The following is a 16,611-nucleotide window of genomic DNA, read 5'->3' on the forward strand; positions in this document are numbered from 1 at the left end:
TCCGCTCTCCGTCAGTGACTGGCCGCCGTGGCGCCCATTTCGTTGACTTGCTGGAAGGTCGAGAACCGCTCCAGGCCGAAGGGTCTGATCAGCTCCGGCACCTTACCGCCGCTGGCGACCAGCTCGGCCATGGTCTTGCCGCAGATCGGCGTGGCCTTGAAGCCCCAGGTGCCCCAGCCGGCATCGAGGTAATAATTCTTCACTGGCGACAGGCCCATGATCGGGCTGTAGTCCGGGGTCATGTCGGTGATGCCGGCCCATTGACGCATCAGTTTGGCGTTCGCCAAAAACGGGAACATCTCGATGGCGTGGGCCAACAGGCTTTCCTTCAAGTCCAGCGTGGAGCGGGTGTTGAACAGCGGATACGGATCGGAGCCGCCGCCGAACACCACTTCGCCACGACTGGTCTGCTGCACGTAACAGTGCAGCGCGGAGGAACTCACCAGTGGATCGAGGAAAGGTTTGAACGGCTGGGTGACCATCGCTTGCAGCGGGAAGGTCTGGATCGGCGAACGGATCCCGGCTTTCGCCATCAGCAAGGAGCTGTGCCCGGCAATCGCCTGCACCGCGCAACCGCATTTGATGGTGCCGCGATTGGTCTTGACGGCGGTGATGGCGCCGTTCTCGATGATCAGGTCCTGGACGTCGGTGAGCTGATGGATTTCCACGCCGCGCTTGGCCGCCTGCTTGGCATAGCCCCAGGCGACGGCGTCGTGGCGGGCGGTGGCACCGTCGATGTGCCAGAGCCCGGCGATGACCGGCAAGTGACCTGGATCGAGGTTCAAGGTGGGCACCAGCTCGCGGATCTGCTGGCGATCGATCATCTCGGTACGCCCGCCGAAGTGCTTGTTGACCTCGGCTCGCTGGCGGAACGAACGCACGGTGGCATCGGTATGGGCCAGGGTCAGTTGGCCGCGCTCGGAGTACATGATGTTGAAATCGAATTCGTTGGACAGCCCCTGGAACATCCGCACCGACTCGGCGTAGAAACGCACCCCTTCGCTGGTCAGGTAGTTGGAGCGGATCACTGCGGTGTTGCGCGCGGTATTGCCGCCGCCCAGATAGGATTTTTCCAGCACCGCGATGTTCGTGATGCCGTGGTACCTGGACAGGTAATAAGCGGTGGCCAGGCCGTGGCCGCCGGCGCCGATGATCACCACGTCATAGCTCGGCTTGAGTTCTCGGGGTGGCGGCAGGTCGACCTCCACCGGGTATTCCGAACTCAGCCCGTACTTCAATAGATTGAACGGCATAGGGCCTCCGATTGGCTGCGTTGAGCCTGCTGCTGCATAAGTGCGGCGGTCACGGTGTTTTTCATCAGGAAGGCGATGGTCATCGGGCCGACGCCGCCGGGTACCGGAGTAATCGCCGAGACATGGGGCAGGGCATTGTCGAAGTCCACATCGCCCACCAGGCGGCTACGGCCATCGTCGTCGATGCGATTGATGCCGACATCGATCACCACGGCGCCGGGCTTGAGCCAACTGGCGTCGATCAACCGTGGGCGTCCCACGGCGGCAATGACAATGTCCGCCTGCCGGCACAGCGCCTGTGGATCGGGGCTGCGCGAATGCAGCACGGTCACCGAACAGTCGGCCTTGAGCAGCAAGGCGGCCATGGGCTTGCCGACGATGTTCGAGCGGCCGATCACCACCGCGTGTTTACCGCGTAGATCGCCACAGGTCTGCTCCAGCAGGTACAGGCAACCGCTGGGGGTGCAGGGGGCGAGCACCGTGCGGCCCTGGCTGAGCCCGCCGACGTTTTCACTGTGGAATCCGTCGACATCCTTGCCCGGGGCAATGGCCTCCAGGGCGCGTAACTCGTCGATGTGCGCCGGCAATGGCAACTGCAGGAGAATGCCATTGATCGAGCGGTCGGCATTGAGCGTGGCGATCAGGTTGAGCAGTTGTTCCGTGCTGGTGTCGGGGCAAAGCCGATGCTCAACGGAGCGAATGCCCACCTCTTCGGCACGCAGGATCTTGTTGCGCACATAGACCTGGCTGGCCGGGTCGCTGCCCACCAGAATCACCGCCAGCGCCGGTTGAATGTCTTGTTCGCGCAGGTTCTCCACGTCCTTGCGAACCTGGATCAGCACCTGGGCGGCGGCAGCCTTGCCGTCAATCAGTCGGGGCGCGCTCACCGGAAAATCACCGTTCTGTCCTGGTTGAGGAAGACCCGATGTTCCAGGTGGTACTTGACCGCCTTGGACAGGGCCACGGTTTCGGTGTCACGGCCAATGGCGACCAGGTCGTCAGGCAAATAGGCGTGGTCGACACGCTGCACTTCCTGCTCGATGATCGGCCCTTCGTCGAGGTCGCTGGTGACGTAATGGGCGGTGGCGCCGATCAGTTTCACCCCGCGCTGATAGGCCTGGTGATAGGGCTTGGCGCCCTTGAAACCGGGCAGGAACGAATGGTGGATGTTGATTGCGCGGCCCGACAACTGCTTGCACAGATCGTCGGAGAGAATCTGCATGTAGCGCGCCAGCACCACCAGTTCGGTGCCGGTCTCGTCGACGACTTTCATCAGTTCGGCTTCCTGCTGCGCCTTGGTCTCTTTGGTCACCGGCAGGTAGATGAAACGGATGCCTTCACGTTCGACCATGGGCCGCAGGTCGAGGTGGTTGGACACGATGGCGGTGATGGTCATGTCCATCTCGCCCTTGTGATAGCGATAGAGCAGGTCGGTCAGGCAGTGGTCGAATTTGCTGACCATCAACAGCACGCGCATCGGCTCGCGGGTGTCGTGCAGTTCCCAGTTCATGTCGAAGGCGTTGGCGACATCGCTGAAACCGTTCTTGATCTGCTGGATATCACCGGGATGACCGTCGTTGAAGCGGAACACCGCACGCATGAAGAACCGGCCGCTGAACTCGTCGTCGAATTGCGCCATCTCCCCGATGTAGCAACCGTTGTCCGCCAGGTAGGTGGTGACGGCGGCGACGATGCCGGACACCGCCGGACAGGTGATCTTGATAATGAAATGATTTTTTTCGTGTTGCATGACACGTCCTCGGGAAGATGGCGGCAGCTCATCGCAGGGCGAAAAAACCAGGGCAGACAGCAATCTCATGCATGAGATTATTTTCTTCTGAGGAATAAAATATTCCTTGTGGTGACTTTATAGGGGAATGCCCGCAGCGCGTCCAGACTTTCGAGAAAGTTTTTTACTGTCGGAAAATGACCGGGGCCGATGAAAATCGGCCCCGGTCAGGAGTAAGGCGGGAAGGGCGGGGAAGGCTTTAGCCCTTGTCGTTGCCGTAGTTCATGATCGACAGCAAGCGAATCGGCACTTGCACCAGTTGCTCGGGGCCATGGGGGATTTCGCCCTCGAAAGTGAGGCTGTCGCCGGCCTCCATGCGGTATAGCTGGTTGCCGTGGCGATAGATCAGTTCGCCCTGGAGCAGGTGCAGGAATTCGGTGCCGGGGTGGGAGAACGTCGGGAACTCCTCGCTGGCGTCATCCATGCTGACCATGTAGGCCTCGAAGCTTTTCTTTGGCCCGCGGGTGTGGTTGAGCAAATGGTAGGTGTGGCCTTTTTCAGTGCCACGGCGCACCACCTCCATGCCCTGATCGGCCTTCACCAGCAGCGCACTGCCGCCTTGCTGGTCGTATTCGCCGAACAGCTTGGACAGTGGCAGGCCCAGCACGTCGCACAAGCGGCTCAGGGTGTCCAGGCTGGTGGAAACCTGGGCGTTTTCGATCTTGCTCAACATGCCCTGGCTGATATCGGCCATCTTGGCCACATCGGACAATTTCAGATCCTGCTCCTGGCGCTGACGCTTGATCTGCAAGCCCAGGTATTGCTCCAGCTTGAGGCGCGGGGCGGTTTCGGTCGGCATAGTCATCAGGTCCTGCACACTTTCTATTCGGTAATATTAGTTTCGCACCAGGAAAGTGCGAATCAGGTGTGCCGTCCATGCACCGTGCAACATTCCTTTAGGGAAAAGAATATTCCCATATAACCCGCACGAAAGCGCTTTCTACGGCAATTCGACCCCCTCTGGCGAATCTGGCAAGGCCCTTGCATTCCTGCTGAGAAAATATCTTTCCTTTTAGGAATAAAACGTCTAGCTTTCTTTTTAGAAATAAAAAGAGCCAGCAGCCACCCACCGTTTTGCATTCGCAAGGAGTGACGAGCAATGTTGCCAGCAGAAACACAGCGCATTATCGACAAGCACGGCATCAAGTACGTGCTTGCACAGTTTGTCGATATTCATGGTGCAGCCAAGACCAAATCGGTACCGGTATGCGGGCTCAAGACGGTAGCCGAGGAGGGCGCCGGTTTTGCCGGGTTCGCCATCAGCGGCATGGGGATGGAGCCCCACGGTCCGGACTTCATGGCTCGGGGGGACCTGTCTACGCTGACGCCCGTCCCATGGCAGCCGGGTTATGGCCGGGTCGTGTGCATCGGCCATGTCGATGGCAAGCCGCATCCCTACGACAGCCGTTATGTGTTGCAGCAGCAGATCCAGCGTTTGCAGGAGAAGGGCTGGACCCTCAACACCGGCCTGGAACCGGAATTCAACCTGATGCGGCGCGACGAGCAGGGCAAGTTGCAACTGGTCGATGCCAGCGACAACCTGGACAAGCCTTGCTACGACTACAAGGGCCTGTCCCGTTCCCGGGTGTTCCTCGAGCGCTTGACCGAAGCCTTGCAGCAAGTGGATTTCGAGATCTATCAGATCGATCACGAGGACGCCAACGGCCAGTTCGAGATCAACTACACCTACAGCGATGCCATGACTTCGGCGGATCGCTTCACGTTCTTCCGCATGGCCGCCGGCGAGATCGCCAACGACCTGGGCATGATCTGCTCGTTCATGCCCAAGCCGGACCCCAAGCGGGCCGGCAATGGCATGCACTTTCACCTGTCGATCAGCAGCGCCGAGAACAAGAACCTGTTCCATGACGCCAGCGACCCGAATGGCATGGGCCTGTCGAAACTGGCCTATCACTTCGCCGCCGGGCTGTTGGCTCACGGCCCGGCGCTCTGCGCTTTCGCCGCACCGACGGTCAATTCCTACAAGCGCCTGGTGGTGGGTAACTCCTTGTCCGGCGCCACCTGGGCACCGGCCTTCATCGCCTTCGGCGCCAACAACCGTTCCGCCATGGTGCGGGTGCCCTACGGCCGTCTGGAGTTCCGCCTGCCGGACGCCGGCTGCAATCCTTATCTGGTCAGCGCGGCGATCATCGCGGCAGGCCTCGATGGCATCGACCGTCAGTTGGAAATCGACAACGTCTGCAATGAAAACCTCTACAGCCTGAGCCTGGAGCAGATTGCCGCCCGGGGCATCAAGACCTTGCCGCAATCGCTCAAGGAAGCCTGTGACGCGCTGGAAGCCGACCCGCTGTTCAGCGAAGTGCTGGGGCCGCAGATTGTCGGCGAGTTCATCAAGCTCAAGCGCATGGAGTGGGTGGAGTACAGCCGCCACGTCTCCGATTGGGAGATCCAGCGCTACACCGAATTCTTCTGACTGTTCCCTCAACAACCATTCGGGCATCCGGCACTGCGTCGGCTGTTCACTGCCTCCGAAGGAGACTTGATATGTGTGGAATCGTAGGCCTTTACCTGAAAAACCCGCAGCTGGAATCCCAGCTCGGCAAGCTGTTCGAACCCATGTTGCAGGCCATGACCGACCGTGGCCCGGACAGCGCCGGCTTCGCCATTTATGGCGATGAAGTCGCCGATGGCTGGGTCAAGCTGACCTTGCAGGCGACCACCGAAGGCTTTGACTGGAACGCCTTGATGGGTGCATTGGAAGGCCGTCTCGGCTGTTCCCTGGACTGGTTTCAGAACGCCAGCGCCGCGGTGTTGAAAATCCAGGCGCAAGAAGCGCCGGTGCGCCAGGCGCTGGCCGAACTGGCGCCGAGCGTGCGCATCATGAGTGCCGGGCAGAGCATCGAAATCCTCAAGGGCATGGGCTTGCCGCAGGAAATTTCCCAACGCTTCGGCCTCGCCGGAATGAAGGGCAGCCACATCATCGGTCATACCCGCATGGCCACCGAAAGCGCTGTGACCATGGAAGGCAGCCACCCGTTTTCCACCGGTGCCGATCTGTGCCTGGTGCACAACGGTTCGCTGTCCAATCACTTCCGCCTGCGCCAGGAGCTCAAGCGCGAAGGCATTCAGTTCGAGACCGAGAACGACACGGAAGTGGCCGCCGGTTACCTGACCTGGCGCCTGCAACAAGGCGACTCGCTGAAAGAGGCGCTGGACCATTCCCTGGAAGACCTGGACGGTTTCTTCACGTTCGCCATCGGCACCCGCAATGGCTTCGCGGTGATCCGCGATCCGATTGCCTGCAAGCCGGCGATCCTCGCCGAGACTGACGACTACGTGGCCATGGCTTCCGAGTACCAGGCCCTGTCGAGCCTGCCGGGTATCGAGCACGCCAAGGTCTGGGAGCCGGCACCGGCCACCATGTACATCTGGGAACGCGAGTCTGCCTAAAGGAGCACACATGAAAACCATCGATCTTTCCACTGCCACCGTGCGTGATCTCAATCAGGCGCTGCACAACCAGGTCGACCACCTGGAAGAACCCGAGTGGGTAGTGACCCATTCCAATGGCAAGCACAACCTCGCGGTCGGGGTGAACCAGGCCCTGAGCATCGATATCCAGGGGCACGCCGGTTACTACTGTGCCGGCATGAACCAGAAAGCCAACATTACCGTGCACGGCAACGCCGGCGTCGGCGTTGCGGAAAACATGATGTCCGGCAGCGTGCGGATCAAGGGCAGCGCGTCCCAGGCCGCCGGTGCCACTGCCCATGGCGGGTTGCTGGTGATCGAAGGCGATGCCGGTGCCCGTTGCGGCATTTCCATGAAAGGCATCGACATCGTGGTCGGCGGCAGCATCGGCCACATGAGTTGCTTCATGGGCCAGGCCGGTCGCCTGGTGGTGTGCGGCGATGCCGGCGATGCGCTGGGCGATTCGCTGTATGAAACCCGTATCTACGTGCAGGGCAGCGTGCAGTCCCTGGGCTCCGACTGCATCGAGAAAGAGATGCGCGCCGAGCACCTGGAAGAGTTGCAGGAGCTGCTCAACCAGGCCGGTTTCAGCGCCGACCCGGCGAATTTCAAGCGTTACGGTTCGGCCCGCCAGCTGTACAACTTCAAAGTCGATAACGCCTCCGCGTACTGATCCAGGAGATTCACATGAGCGACCCTACTAGCCAAAAAGCCCCTCCAGTGCTGCGCGAGTCCGCGACCTTCGACCGCCTGACCATCCAGGAAATCCAGCGTGCCGCCGAAACCGGCATCTACGACATCCGCGGCGGTGGCACCAAGCGCAAGGTGCCGCATTTCGATGACTTGCTGCTGCTCGGCGCCAGCGTGTCGCGCTATCCGCTGGAAGGCTACCGGGAGAAGTGCGGCACCGATGTGATCCTCGGTAACCGTTTTGCCAAGAAGCCGATCCACCTGAAGATCCCGGTGACCATCGCCGGCATGAGTTTCGGCGCGTTGTCGGCTAATGCCAAGGAAGCCCTGGGTCGTGGCGCCACCATCGCCGGCACCAGCACCACCACCGGTGACGGCGGCATGACCCCGGAAGAGCGAGGTCAGTCGCAGCATCTGGTCTACCAGTATCTGCCGTCGCGCTATGGCATGAATCCGGACGACCTGCGCAAGGCCGACGCCATCGAAATCGTGCTGGGGCAGGGCGCCAAACCCGGTGGCGGCGGCATGCTGCTAGGCATGAAAGTCACCGAGCGCGTCGCCGGCATGCGTACCTTGCCGATTGGCGTCGATCAGCGCAGCGCCTGCCGTCACCCGGACTGGACCGGCCCGGATGACCTGGCGATCAAGATCGCTGAACTGCGTGAAATCACCGATTGGGAAAAACCGATCTACGTGAAGATCGGCGCCAGCCGACCGTACTACGACGTCAAGCTGGCGGTGAAGGCGGGCGCCGACGTGATCGTGCTTGACGGCATGCAGGGCGGCACCGCGGCCACCCAGGAAGTGTTTATCGAACACGTGGGCATCCCGATCCTGCCGGCCATCCCGCAAGCGGTCCAGGCGTTGCAAGAGATGGGCATGCATCGCAAGGTGCAGTTGATTGTCTCCGGCGGTATTCGCAACGGGGCCGACGTCGCCAAGGCCATGGCGCTGGGCGCGGATGCGGTCGCCATCGGCACCGCGGCGTTGATCGCCCTGGGCGACAACCATCCACACCTGGACGAGGAGCTGAAGAAGATCGGCTCGGCCGCCGGTTTCTACGACGACTGGCAAAACGGCCGTGACCCGGCCGGGATCACCACCCAGGACCCGGAGCTGTCCAAGCGCCTGGACCCGGTGGAAGGCGGGCGCCGGCTGGCCAACTACCTGCGGGTGTTGGTGCTGGAGGCGCAGACCATGGCCCGTGCCTGCGGTAAATCGCACCTGCACAACCTCGACCCCGAGGACCTGGTGGCACTGACCGTCGAGTCGGCGGCCATGGCCCGGGTGCCGTTGGCGGGAACCAACTGGGTGCCTGGATCGGGTTACTGAAGATCGTCCCCACGCTCTGGCGTGGGGATGCCTCACGGGACGCTCTGCGTCCCTTTATTCGAAGAGGCCTTCAAGGCCCATTATTTGTCACTTGCTCACTGCCGAAACATCCCTTTCTTTGCAGGAGCTTTGAACATGGTCAATCGTCTTCTCAGCAAATTCCTCCTTGGTCTGTTATCCGTCGGCGCAATCGCGCCGATGGTCCAGGCCGCCGAAGCGCCCACCCTCAATACCGGCAGCACCGCCTGGATGGTCACTGCCGCGGTGCTGGTGTTGTTCATGTGCCTGCCGGGCCTCGCGTTGTTCTACGGTGGTCTGGTGCGGGCGAAAAACATGCTCTCGCTGTTCACTCAATGCTTCGGCATCGCCGGCCTGGTGGGTGTGCTATGGGTGATTTACGGCTACAGCCTGGTGGTCGACAGCAGCGGCATGATCGAAGGGCAGGTGACCTTCAACAGTTTTGTCGGCGGTTTGAGTCGGGTCTTTTTGGTGGGCATGACCGCAGAAAGCCTGGTGGGGGATATTCCTGAAGGGGTGTTCGTGACCTTCCAGATGACCTTCGCCATCATCACTCCTGCGCTGATCGCCGGGGCGTTCGCCGAGCGCATGAAGTTCTCGGCGGCGCTGCTGTTCATGGCTCTCTGGTTCACTCTGGTGTACGCCCCTGTGGCGCACATGGTCTGGGGTGGCGCCGGTGCCTTGATGCACAACTGGGGCGTGCTCGATTTTGCCGGCGGCACCGCCGTGCATATCAATGCTGGCGTCGCCGCGTTGGCCGCCTGCCTGGTCCTCGGCAAGCGCAAGGGCTACCAGAACGCGCCAATGCCGGCCCACAACCTGAGCCTGACCATGACTGGCGCGGGCATGCTCTGGGTCGGCTGGTTCGGTTTCAACATCGGCTCCGGCGGCGGCCTCAATGGCACCTCCGGCATTGTCATGCTCAACACCCAACTGGGTGCCTGCGCCGGCATTCTCGGCTGGATGTTCACCGAATGGTTCAAGGTTGGCAAACCCAGCGCCTTGGGCCTGGCCAGCGGTGCCCTGGCAGGCCTGGTCGGAATCACCCCGGCCTGCGCCTATGTCGGCGTCGGTGGCGCCTTGGCCATCGGCCTGTTGTGTGGCGTGTTTTGCTACTTGAGCGTTACGGTGCTGAAACGTCGTTTCGGCTACGACGACAGCCTCGACGTGTTTGGCTTGCATGGCATCGGAGGAATGATCGGTGCGGTACTCACCGGCGTGTTCTGCGTGCCGTCGCTGGGCGGGCTGGTCGACGGCGTGACCTTGGGAGGGCAGGTCATGGCGCAGGTCAAAGGCGTGGCACTGACGACCGTTTACTGTTTCGCCGTCAGCTGGATCATTCTCAAAGTGGTCAAGGCGCTGGTGGGCTTGCGTGCGCAGGAATCGGTGGAAGAAATGGGATTGGACCTGGCCGAGCATAACGAGCGTGCCTATAACCATTGAGCTGATGCCATCTGATCCTTGGCGTAGGCAAGCGGCAGATTGGGACTGGGCGCGTTTGCCGGGGCAGGTCTTGGTGTCGAGCAGCGCGGACCAGTCCTGCGGCTTGCCGGTGGGATCAGGCCGATGCCGAAGTGGCGCGGCTCGGCATTATCCACTTGCCCAAGGAGGAGCTCGCACCACACATCAAGGCCGGGCGCCGCCTCAGCAGGTAGCGCAGGCCTTCAGAACCGAACAGCCGCATCGCTTTCGATGGCTTCTGCCGCCGCCAGTGTATTTTTCATCAAGCAGGCGACAGTCATCGGGCCGACACCGCCTGGAACGGGTGTAATGGCTGCTGCGACATTCCTGGCAGAGTTGAAGTCGACGTCGCCCACCAGAAGCGGTGCGCCATTTTTCTCGACCCTGTTGATGCCTACATCAACCACGATGGCTCCCGGCTTGATCGCCGTTGCGTCGATGAATTCCGCCCGACCGATGGCGACCACCAGGATGTCGGCCTGGCGACATTCGTTGTTCAGATCCCGCGTGCGGGAGTGGACAATCGTGACGGTGCAGTTTTCCTGCAGCAGCAGATTCGCCATTGGCTTTCCAACGATGTTTGACCTGCCGACAATTACCGCCTTTTTGCCGCCAAGGTCGCCAAGCTGATCTTTCAGCATCATCAGGCATCCCAGCGGCGTGCATGGAATCAATTTGGCTCTGCCCTGACCCAGCAGACCCACATTCACCGGATGGAAACCGTCGACATCCTTGGCCGGGTCGATGGCCGCGATGACCTTTGACTCATCGATATGCTCAGGTAACGGAAGTTGAACGAGAATCCCATGTACGTAACGGTCATTGTTGAGCTTGTCGATCAAGCTCAACAGCTGCGTTTCGGAGGTGTCCCTCTCCAGCAGATGCGGAAACGAATCGATTCCGGACTCCAGGGCATTTTTCATCTTGGTTCTCACATAGACCTGGCTCGCAGGATCGCTGCCTACGAGTACGACAGCCAGCCCGGGCGCCCGGCCGCGTTTCTCCCGGAAGGCCCTTGCGCCGATGGCGACATCCTTGCGCAATGTTTCGGCAAATGCTTTCCCATCAATGATGGTGGCCTGCGCGTTGGGCGCGTTATCCAAAGCGTGTGTCACGGTCATTTTCGTCCTACCCATTAACAGTCAGATAGCTGCCTCCATCTGCATGAAGGCAGTCGCATAATCAGGATTTCAAGCGTTTGCCTTCAGGGTCGTAAAGGCACCCACGGACAACCTTCGCGGAGCGCTCTTCACCCAGGATCCACAGGGTGAGTTCAGTACCCGGGAGCGAAAAATCGCGCTTGATAAAGCCCATTGCCAGGCTTTTCTGCACACGGTAGCCGTAGCCTCCCGATGTCGTCAGGCCCACGGGACGCCCCTGATGGAAAACCGGCTCGCTGCCCAACGCGTCGGCGGCGCCACTTTGTACCTCCATGAGGACCAGACGGTGCGTACCGGGCTGCTCTTTTTCAGCAAGCACCGCAGCGCGTCCTTCGAATTCACCCTTATCGGTCTTTATGAAGTGGCCCAGATTGGCAGCCAGCGCCGAGTACTCGGTGCTCAACTCACGCCCCCAGATCTGGTAACCCTTTTCGAGACGCATCGAGTCCATTGCCCGGAGCCCGAAGTCGACAATTCCATGGGGCTCTCCTGCCCAGGCGAGGGCTTCATAAAGTGCCTGCTGATGCTGAATGGGGTGGTGCAGTTCCCATCCCAACTCCCCGACAAAATTCATCCGCAGTGCGCGCACCGGCGCCCCCACAATCTGGATCTCCTGTCCGGTAAACCAGGGGAATGCTTCATTGCCCAGATCGGCGTCGGTCAGTTTCGACAGCACCGTTCGGGCTTCGGGGCCCGCCAGGACAAGCGTGCCGTAGGCCCTTGTGATGTTCGCAATCGATACATCAGTGTATTTGGTCGCTCGTTGTCGTAACCAGTCTTCAATCAACAGTTCGCAAGCTGCCGGGCACATCAGGTAAAACGTGCCATTCTCCAGCAACGTCATGGAGAACTCCCAGGCGATACTACCCGACGGCGTGAGGACATGGGCGAGCGCTACATCCCCGGGGTGAGCGGGGACCCGATTGGGACTGATTCGATCCAGGAACAGACGAGCGTCTTCCCCGGAGATTTCGAATTTCGTGAAGGCACTCAGGTCGAGGATGCCTACGCGATGCTGCACGGCTTCGCATTCCGCTCGTACCGCCGCGTCCCAATTACCACGGCGATAGGTGAATTGCTCGGCCGGCTCTTCGGTAGTGCGTGCGAACCAACTGGCACGCTCCCAACCGTAATAGGCTCCGAACACCGCGCTCTTGTGCTTGAGCAACTCGTATATCGGCGTGGTCTTGATTTCACGGCACGCTGGGCGCATCGCATACTCATTCGGGCAGCTCAACTGATACTCGTTGGCGTACAGCTCCAGCGATTTGGTGACGGTATAGGCAAGGTCGGCATAGGTGCCGAAGCGACGGGAGTCCAGCTCCCAGAGATCGACCTCCGGGTGGCCGTCGATGATCCACTGGGCGAGGTAACGCCCCGCGCCTCCGCCCTGGGTAATCCCGAAACTGAAACCCACGCAGGCGAAGTAGTTGTCATAGCCGTGTACCGGGCCAAGCAAGGGAAGGCCATCTGGCGTGTACACGATCGGACCGTTGATCACGGTCTTGATACCGCCGTCACCGATGATACCCACCTGTTCCATTGCCGCACCGATGATGTCTTCGAGTCGGGACAGTTCCGGTTGCAGCAGTTCCTGGCCGAATGTCGCGGGGACGCCATCTACTCCCCAGGCCACTGGCTCATGTTCGTAAGGGCCGAGTATCAGACCCTTTCCTTCCTGGCGAAGGTAGTAGGAAATGTCCGGGTCGCGCAGCAGGGGGAGGTGGTCGGGTCTATCCAACAGGGCCGGAATATTGTCGGTCACCAGATACTGGTGCTCCAGGGAGCAAATGGGAAACTGGTGGCCGATCATCGCCGCGATTTCGTTCGCCCTGAAGCCTGCGGCGTTGACGATGATGTCAGCATGGATCACGCCTTGCTCGGTCGTCACTTTCCATTTTTTGTCCGCGAGCTGTGTAATCGCGGTGACGGGGTTGTGCCGAATGATCGTCGCGCCATAACCGCGCGCCAGTTGGGCCATGGCGTTGGTGATACTGGTGGGGTCAATATGGCCGTCGTAAGGATCCCAAAGACCGCCCAACAACCCGGTGGTGTCCAGGAAGGGATGTAGTTCCTTCAAGCGTTCATTGGTGACGACCTCGACGCCCTCCAGCCCAGCAAGTGCGGCGAGGCCGACCACGCGCTTGAACTCGTCCAGGCGTTCCTGGGTATGGGCAAGACGGATTGACCCTGTCTGGTGGTGACCGACCGATTGCCCGGTCTGCTCGGCGAGTTGCCGGTACAGTTCAATGCTGTTTTTCTGAAGCTTCATGATGTTCAGGCTGGTGCTGAACGAAGGAAGGTTGCCCGCCGCGTGCCAGGTCGAACCCGACGTCAGCTCCAGCTTCTCCACCAGCATGACATCGGTCCAGCCGGACTTGGCCAGATGATAAAGCGTGCTCACACCGGTAATACCACCACCTACCACCAGAACTCTGGCTTCCGATTTCATTTCGGGGGGATCCTTGACGGGCTGTTGGGGAGTGTGTGGCCGGGACTCCGGGCCTCTGGATGGGATGCTAAGACGCTTGAGAAGGCACTACAAACGATGTATACCAGTCTCATTTATAAGTAGAGCTTATGCCAAGGTGCCGCAATGTCATTGACCAATCTTCAGCTCAACTGGCTTCGGACTTTTGAATCGGTCGGGCGACATTTGAGCTTCTCGGCGGCGGCGATTGAATTGAACATGAGCCAGTCTGCGGTCAGTCAGCAGATAAAATTGCTTGAGCACAAACTTGGCAAAGCGCTATTCCTGAGGCAAACCCGTTCCATCCAACTGACCGTGTCGGGGCGCGCTTACCTGGCAGTCGTGCGGGAAGGTCTTTGGCATATGCACCAAGGGATGAACAACATCTTCAGTTCGGTTGCCCAGGGTGTTCTCGAGTTGAGTGTGAACAACTCCTTTGCACAACTGTGGCTGGCCCCGCGCATGGAGCGGTTTGCAGCGCTGTATCCGCAAATATCCCTGCGTATGTACGGTGTCAACTGGGAAGCCGATGCTCCACCTACCAGTGCAGAACTGGAGATTCGTTATGGTGCGGGTAACTGGCAGCAATACGATATTCAGCAGCTTCTCTCGACCGAGCTGAAGCCGTACTGCTCACTCGACGTTGCCGCCAAACTGCGTAACGCAGGAGGGTTGCTCAGCCTGCCTTTGATCGATGTTCTGGGTACCCCCAATGGCTGGAGCGACTGGTTGGCTACTTATCCGCAAGGGGAGGCGGAGAACTACCAGCGATTCTACGTCGACAGTTACGCGATTTCGGCAAGCATGGCCATTGAAAACGCGGGCGTGTGCCTGCTCAACGAAGAACTCGTGGAGAAATCCAGGCTGCGTGGGCAGCTTGTTTCACCCCTCGATCAAAGCATCGAATGCCTCGCCGGCTTCTACCTGTTGAAGCCGCATAACAAACCGCTGTCAGGGGCTGCTCAAGCTTTTTGCACCTGGTTGGAGTCGGAGCTTCGTTAATGTATCGGACTGATTGACCGAGTTTGAAAAGAACAGGGGCCCGTCAGAGACGGCCCCTTGCGTATTCACGAATAAGCGCAACTTATTAATTAGTGGCTTATACATTGTTTGTTGTGGGCACGAAGTCGCTCGTACTCTGGGCTCCAAAGGCTATTTCTGATGCCTGTGGAGGTTTTGATGCAACGCGAAGCCATGGAGTTTGATGTCGTCGTCGTGGGTGGAGGGCCCGCCGGATTGTCTGCCGCGATTCGCCTGCGTCAGTTGGCGATAGCAGAAGGACGGGAGCTGAGTGTATGTCTCGTCGAAAAAGGTGCAGAGGTTGGCGCGCACATCATGTCCGGCGCTGTTTTTGAACCTGGAGCGCTGAACGAGTTATTTCCCGACTGGCAAAGCATGGGGGCCCCGTTGAACACCCCGGTGCAGTCTGACGAAATCTTCTATCTGTCGTCTTCGAGACTGTCCATCAGGGTGCCTGGGGTATTCGTACCCCGCACGATGCACAACGATGGGAACTACATTGTCAGTCTCGGTAACCTGTGCCGTTGGTTGGGACAACAAGCGGAGGCCCTGGGCGTCGATGTGTTCCCGGGGTTTCCTGCGTCCGATGTCCTGTATGACGAAGAGGGCAGGGTCAGAGGCGTTGTGACCGCCGATATGGGGGCTGGTCGCACCGGCGAGCAGAAGATGGGCTTCACCCCAGGTATCGAGCTGATCGGTAAGCAGACTGTTTTTGCCGAAGGCTGTCGCGGACACCTGGGGAAACAGCTGATAAGCAAGTACCACCTCGACGTCGACTCAGACCCTCAACACTATGGGTTAGGCATCAAGGAAGTCTGGGACATTCCTGCGCAGCAGCATGTTCCCGGCCTTGTGATCCATAGCACCGGATGGCCTTTGACCGGATCGGATACTCAGGGTGGCGCGTTCATGTATCACCTGGAAGATGGCACGGTGGTAATCGGGCAGGTGGTGGACCTCAACTATCACAATCCTCACCTGTCGCCATTTGATGAGTTCCAGCAACTTAAACATCACCCGCTTTACGAGCAGTATCTGCGTGGTGGTTCTCGGATCAGCTACGGTGCGCGAGCCATTGCCAAAGGCGGTTTGCAGTCGTTGCCTAGAATGCACTTCCCGGGGGGGCTGCTGATCGGGTGTGATGCCGGCACGCTGAATTTTGCCAAGATCAAAGGCTCCCACACCGCGATGAAGTCTGGAATGCTGGCGGCGGAGACGATCTATGAAGCGTTTGCTGTCGATGAGTCGGCAGGGCAGGACTTGTCTGCGTATGCGCGTAAATTCAGGGCCTCATCGATTTATGAGGAGCTTCACCAGCAACGTAACTTCGGGCCTGCCATGCACCGGTTCGGGAACTTGCTAGGCGCAGCATACGCCTGGATTGACTTGAATCTTTTCAACGGGACATTGCCCTGGACTTTGCGCGACAGTCGTCCCGACCACTCAACCCTGGACCTTGCAGGCAGCGCTTCGGTTATTCAGTACCCGAGACCGGACAACGTGCTGAGTTTCGATAAGTCCTCTTCGGTCTACTTGTCGAATACCAACCATGAAGAAGACCAGCCTTGTCATCTGACCCTCAGGGACGCCTCGATACCCATCGGTTTCAACCTGCCCAACTATGCCGAGCCTGCGCAACGATATTGCCCTGCCGGTGTGTATGAAGTTGTGCAGGAGGCATCGCAGAGTCGACTCCAGATAAATGCGCAGAACTGCCTGCACTGCAAAACCTGTGACATCAAGGATCCGAGTCAAAACATTGTCTGGCGTGCACCCGAGGGCGGCGGGGGCCCCAATTACACCAGCATGTAGGGGAGGAAGAGTCGCTATGCGATTGAGGCCGGATTTGGGCCGCACAAGCGAAAGAAAAAAACAGCCCTGTCCTCTGCCTGGTGCGCTTTTACCCGACGCTTGCGTCGGGTTTTTTTCGTTCTGGGGGAGCGTCAGGTATTTCCATGGATAAGTGCTACTTATCTATATGCCTCA

General features: G+C 59.7%; 13 protein-coding genes. 7 read left to right on the forward strand and 6 right to left on the reverse strand.

Annotated elements, in window-relative coordinates:
• Positions 1-11: 11 nt before the first annotated feature.
• The 4 genes from LOY67_RS11770 to LOY67_RS11785 all read right to left on the reverse strand — a co-directional run bounded on the left by LOY67_RS11770 (position 12) and on the right by LOY67_RS11785 (position 3,841).
• Entirely contained in the window at positions 12-1,253 is a 1,242-nt protein-coding gene (locus LOY67_RS11770) for an FAD-dependent oxidoreductase (protein ID WP_265067323.1), read from the reverse strand.
• Positions 1,235-2,140: a bifunctional methylenetetrahydrofolate dehydrogenase/methenyltetrahydrofolate cyclohydrolase FolD gene (gene folD / locus LOY67_RS11775; RefSeq protein WP_265067324.1), complete on the reverse strand. Its 906-nt coding sequence runs from the start codon at positions 2,138-2,140 to the stop codon at positions 1,235-1,237. The genes LOY67_RS11770 and folD (LOY67_RS11775) overlap by 19 nt, the downstream gene beginning before the upstream one ends.
• Positions 2,137-3,003, reverse strand: a complete 867-nt coding sequence (gene purU, locus LOY67_RS11780) for a formyltetrahydrofolate deformylase (RefSeq protein ID WP_265067325.1) — start codon at positions 3,001-3,003, stop codon at positions 2,137-2,139. Before purU ends, folD (LOY67_RS11775) begins: the two co-directional genes overlap by 4 nt.
• A gap of 238 nt (positions 3,004-3,241) precedes the next feature.
• Positions 3,242-3,841 (reverse strand): helix-turn-helix domain-containing protein, encoded by a 600-nt coding sequence (locus LOY67_RS11785; RefSeq protein WP_265067326.1) that lies wholly within the window; start codon positions 3,839-3,841, stop codon positions 3,242-3,244.
• 300 nt (positions 3,842-4,141) lie between these two features.
• On the opposite strand from LOY67_RS11785, the gene glnT reads away from it, so the two are divergent.
• The 5 genes from glnT (at position 4,142) to LOY67_RS11810 (ending at position 9,957) form a co-directional block, all read left to right on the forward strand.
• A complete protein-coding gene (gene glnT, locus LOY67_RS11790) occupies positions 4,142-5,476 on the forward strand; it encodes a type III glutamate--ammonia ligase (protein ID WP_265067327.1) in 1,335 nt (444 codons plus the stop codon).
• 71 nt (positions 5,477-5,547) lie between these two features.
• The gene (locus tag LOY67_RS11795; protein WP_265067328.1) at positions 5,548-6,453 is read left to right on the forward strand and encodes a class II glutamine amidotransferase; all 906 of its coding nucleotides are present in this window, start codon (positions 5,548-5,550) and stop codon (positions 6,451-6,453) included.
• A gap of 10 nt (positions 6,454-6,463) precedes the next feature.
• Positions 6,464-7,147, forward strand: coding sequence for a protein glxC (locus LOY67_RS11800; RefSeq protein WP_265067329.1), 684 nt, complete (start codon positions 6,464-6,466; stop codon positions 7,145-7,147).
• Positions 7,148-7,161: 14 nt separating this feature from the next.
• Positions 7,162-8,496 (forward strand): FMN-binding glutamate synthase family protein, encoded by a 1,335-nt coding sequence (locus LOY67_RS11805; protein WP_265067330.1) that lies wholly within the window; start codon positions 7,162-7,164, stop codon positions 8,494-8,496.
• Between the two features lie 135 nt (positions 8,497-8,631).
• On the forward strand, positions 8,632-9,957 hold the full coding sequence (locus LOY67_RS11810; protein ID WP_265067331.1) for an ammonium transporter: 1,326 nt from the start codon (positions 8,632-8,634) through the stop codon (positions 9,955-9,957).
• 221 nt (positions 9,958-10,178) lie between these two features.
• Here LOY67_RS11810 and folD (LOY67_RS11815) read toward each other — a convergent pair whose 3' ends face one another.
• Both folD (LOY67_RS11815) and LOY67_RS11820 read right to left on the reverse strand, forming a co-directional pair.
• A complete protein-coding gene (gene folD, locus LOY67_RS11815; RefSeq protein WP_265067332.1) occupies positions 10,179-11,096 on the reverse strand; it encodes a bifunctional methylenetetrahydrofolate dehydrogenase/methenyltetrahydrofolate cyclohydrolase FolD in 918 nt (305 codons plus the stop codon).
• A 61-nt stretch (positions 11,097-11,157) separates the two neighbouring features.
• On the reverse strand, positions 11,158-13,587 hold the full coding sequence (locus LOY67_RS11820) for an FAD-dependent oxidoreductase (RefSeq protein ID WP_265067333.1): 2,430 nt from the start codon (positions 13,585-13,587) through the stop codon (positions 11,158-11,160).
• Positions 13,588-13,731: 144 nt separating this feature from the next.
• On the opposite strand from LOY67_RS11820, the gene LOY67_RS11825 reads away from it, so the two are divergent.
• Positions 13,732-14,607: a LysR family transcriptional regulator gene (locus tag LOY67_RS11825; RefSeq protein WP_265067334.1), complete on the forward strand. Its 876-nt coding sequence runs from the start codon at positions 13,732-13,734 to the stop codon at positions 14,605-14,607.
• A gap of 177 nt (positions 14,608-14,784) precedes the next feature.
• Positions 14,785-16,437: an electron transfer flavoprotein-ubiquinone oxidoreductase gene (locus LOY67_RS11830; protein ID WP_265067335.1), complete on the forward strand. Its 1,653-nt coding sequence runs from the start codon at positions 14,785-14,787 to the stop codon at positions 16,435-16,437.
• Positions 16,438-16,611: the final 174 nt, after the last annotated feature.

It is taken from the genome of Pseudomonas sp. B21-056 (genome assembly GCF_026016325.1).
Classification (GTDB): Bacteria; Pseudomonadota; Gammaproteobacteria; order Pseudomonadales; family Pseudomonadaceae; genus Aquipseudomonas.

Excerpts from the sequence above, each read along its gene's own strand:
- LOY67_RS11785 (WP_265067326.1), bottom strand. The coding sequence starts at position 3,841 with ATGCCGACCGAAACCGCCCCGCGCCTCAAGCTGGAGCAATACCTGGGC.
- LOY67_RS11770 (WP_265067323.1), bottom strand. The coding sequence starts at position 1,253 with ATGCCGTTCAATCTATTGAAGTACGGGCTGAGTTCGGAATACCCGGTG.
- LOY67_RS11800 (WP_265067329.1), top strand. The coding sequence starts at position 6,464 with ATGAAAACCATCGATCTTTCCACTGCCACCGTGCGTGATCTCAATCAG.
- LOY67_RS11820 (WP_265067333.1), bottom strand. The coding sequence starts at position 13,587 with ATGAAATCGGAAGCCAGAGTTCTGGTGGTAGGTGGTGGTATTACCGGT.
- LOY67_RS11805 (WP_265067330.1), top strand. The coding sequence starts at position 7,162 with ATGAGCGACCCTACTAGCCAAAAAGCCCCTCCAGTGCTGCGCGAGTCC.
- LOY67_RS11825 (WP_265067334.1), top strand. The coding sequence starts at position 13,732 with ATGTCATTGACCAATCTTCAGCTCAACTGGCTTCGGACTTTTGAATCG.
- LOY67_RS11810 (WP_265067331.1), top strand. The coding sequence starts at position 8,632 with ATGGTCAATCGTCTTCTCAGCAAATTCCTCCTTGGTCTGTTATCCGTC.
- folD (WP_265067332.1), bottom strand. The coding sequence starts at position 11,096 with ATGACCGTGACACACGCTTTGGATAACGCGCCCAACGCGCAGGCCACC.
- purU (WP_265067325.1), bottom strand. The coding sequence starts at position 3,003 with ATGCAACACGAAAAAAATCATTTCATTATCAAGATCACCTGTCCGGCG.
- glnT (WP_265067327.1), top strand. The coding sequence starts at position 4,142 with ATGTTGCCAGCAGAAACACAGCGCATTATCGACAAGCACGGCATCAAG.
- LOY67_RS11795 (WP_265067328.1), top strand. The coding sequence starts at position 5,548 with ATGTGTGGAATCGTAGGCCTTTACCTGAAAAACCCGCAGCTGGAATCC.
- LOY67_RS11830 (WP_265067335.1), top strand. The coding sequence starts at position 14,785 with ATGCAACGCGAAGCCATGGAGTTTGATGTCGTCGTCGTGGGTGGAGGG.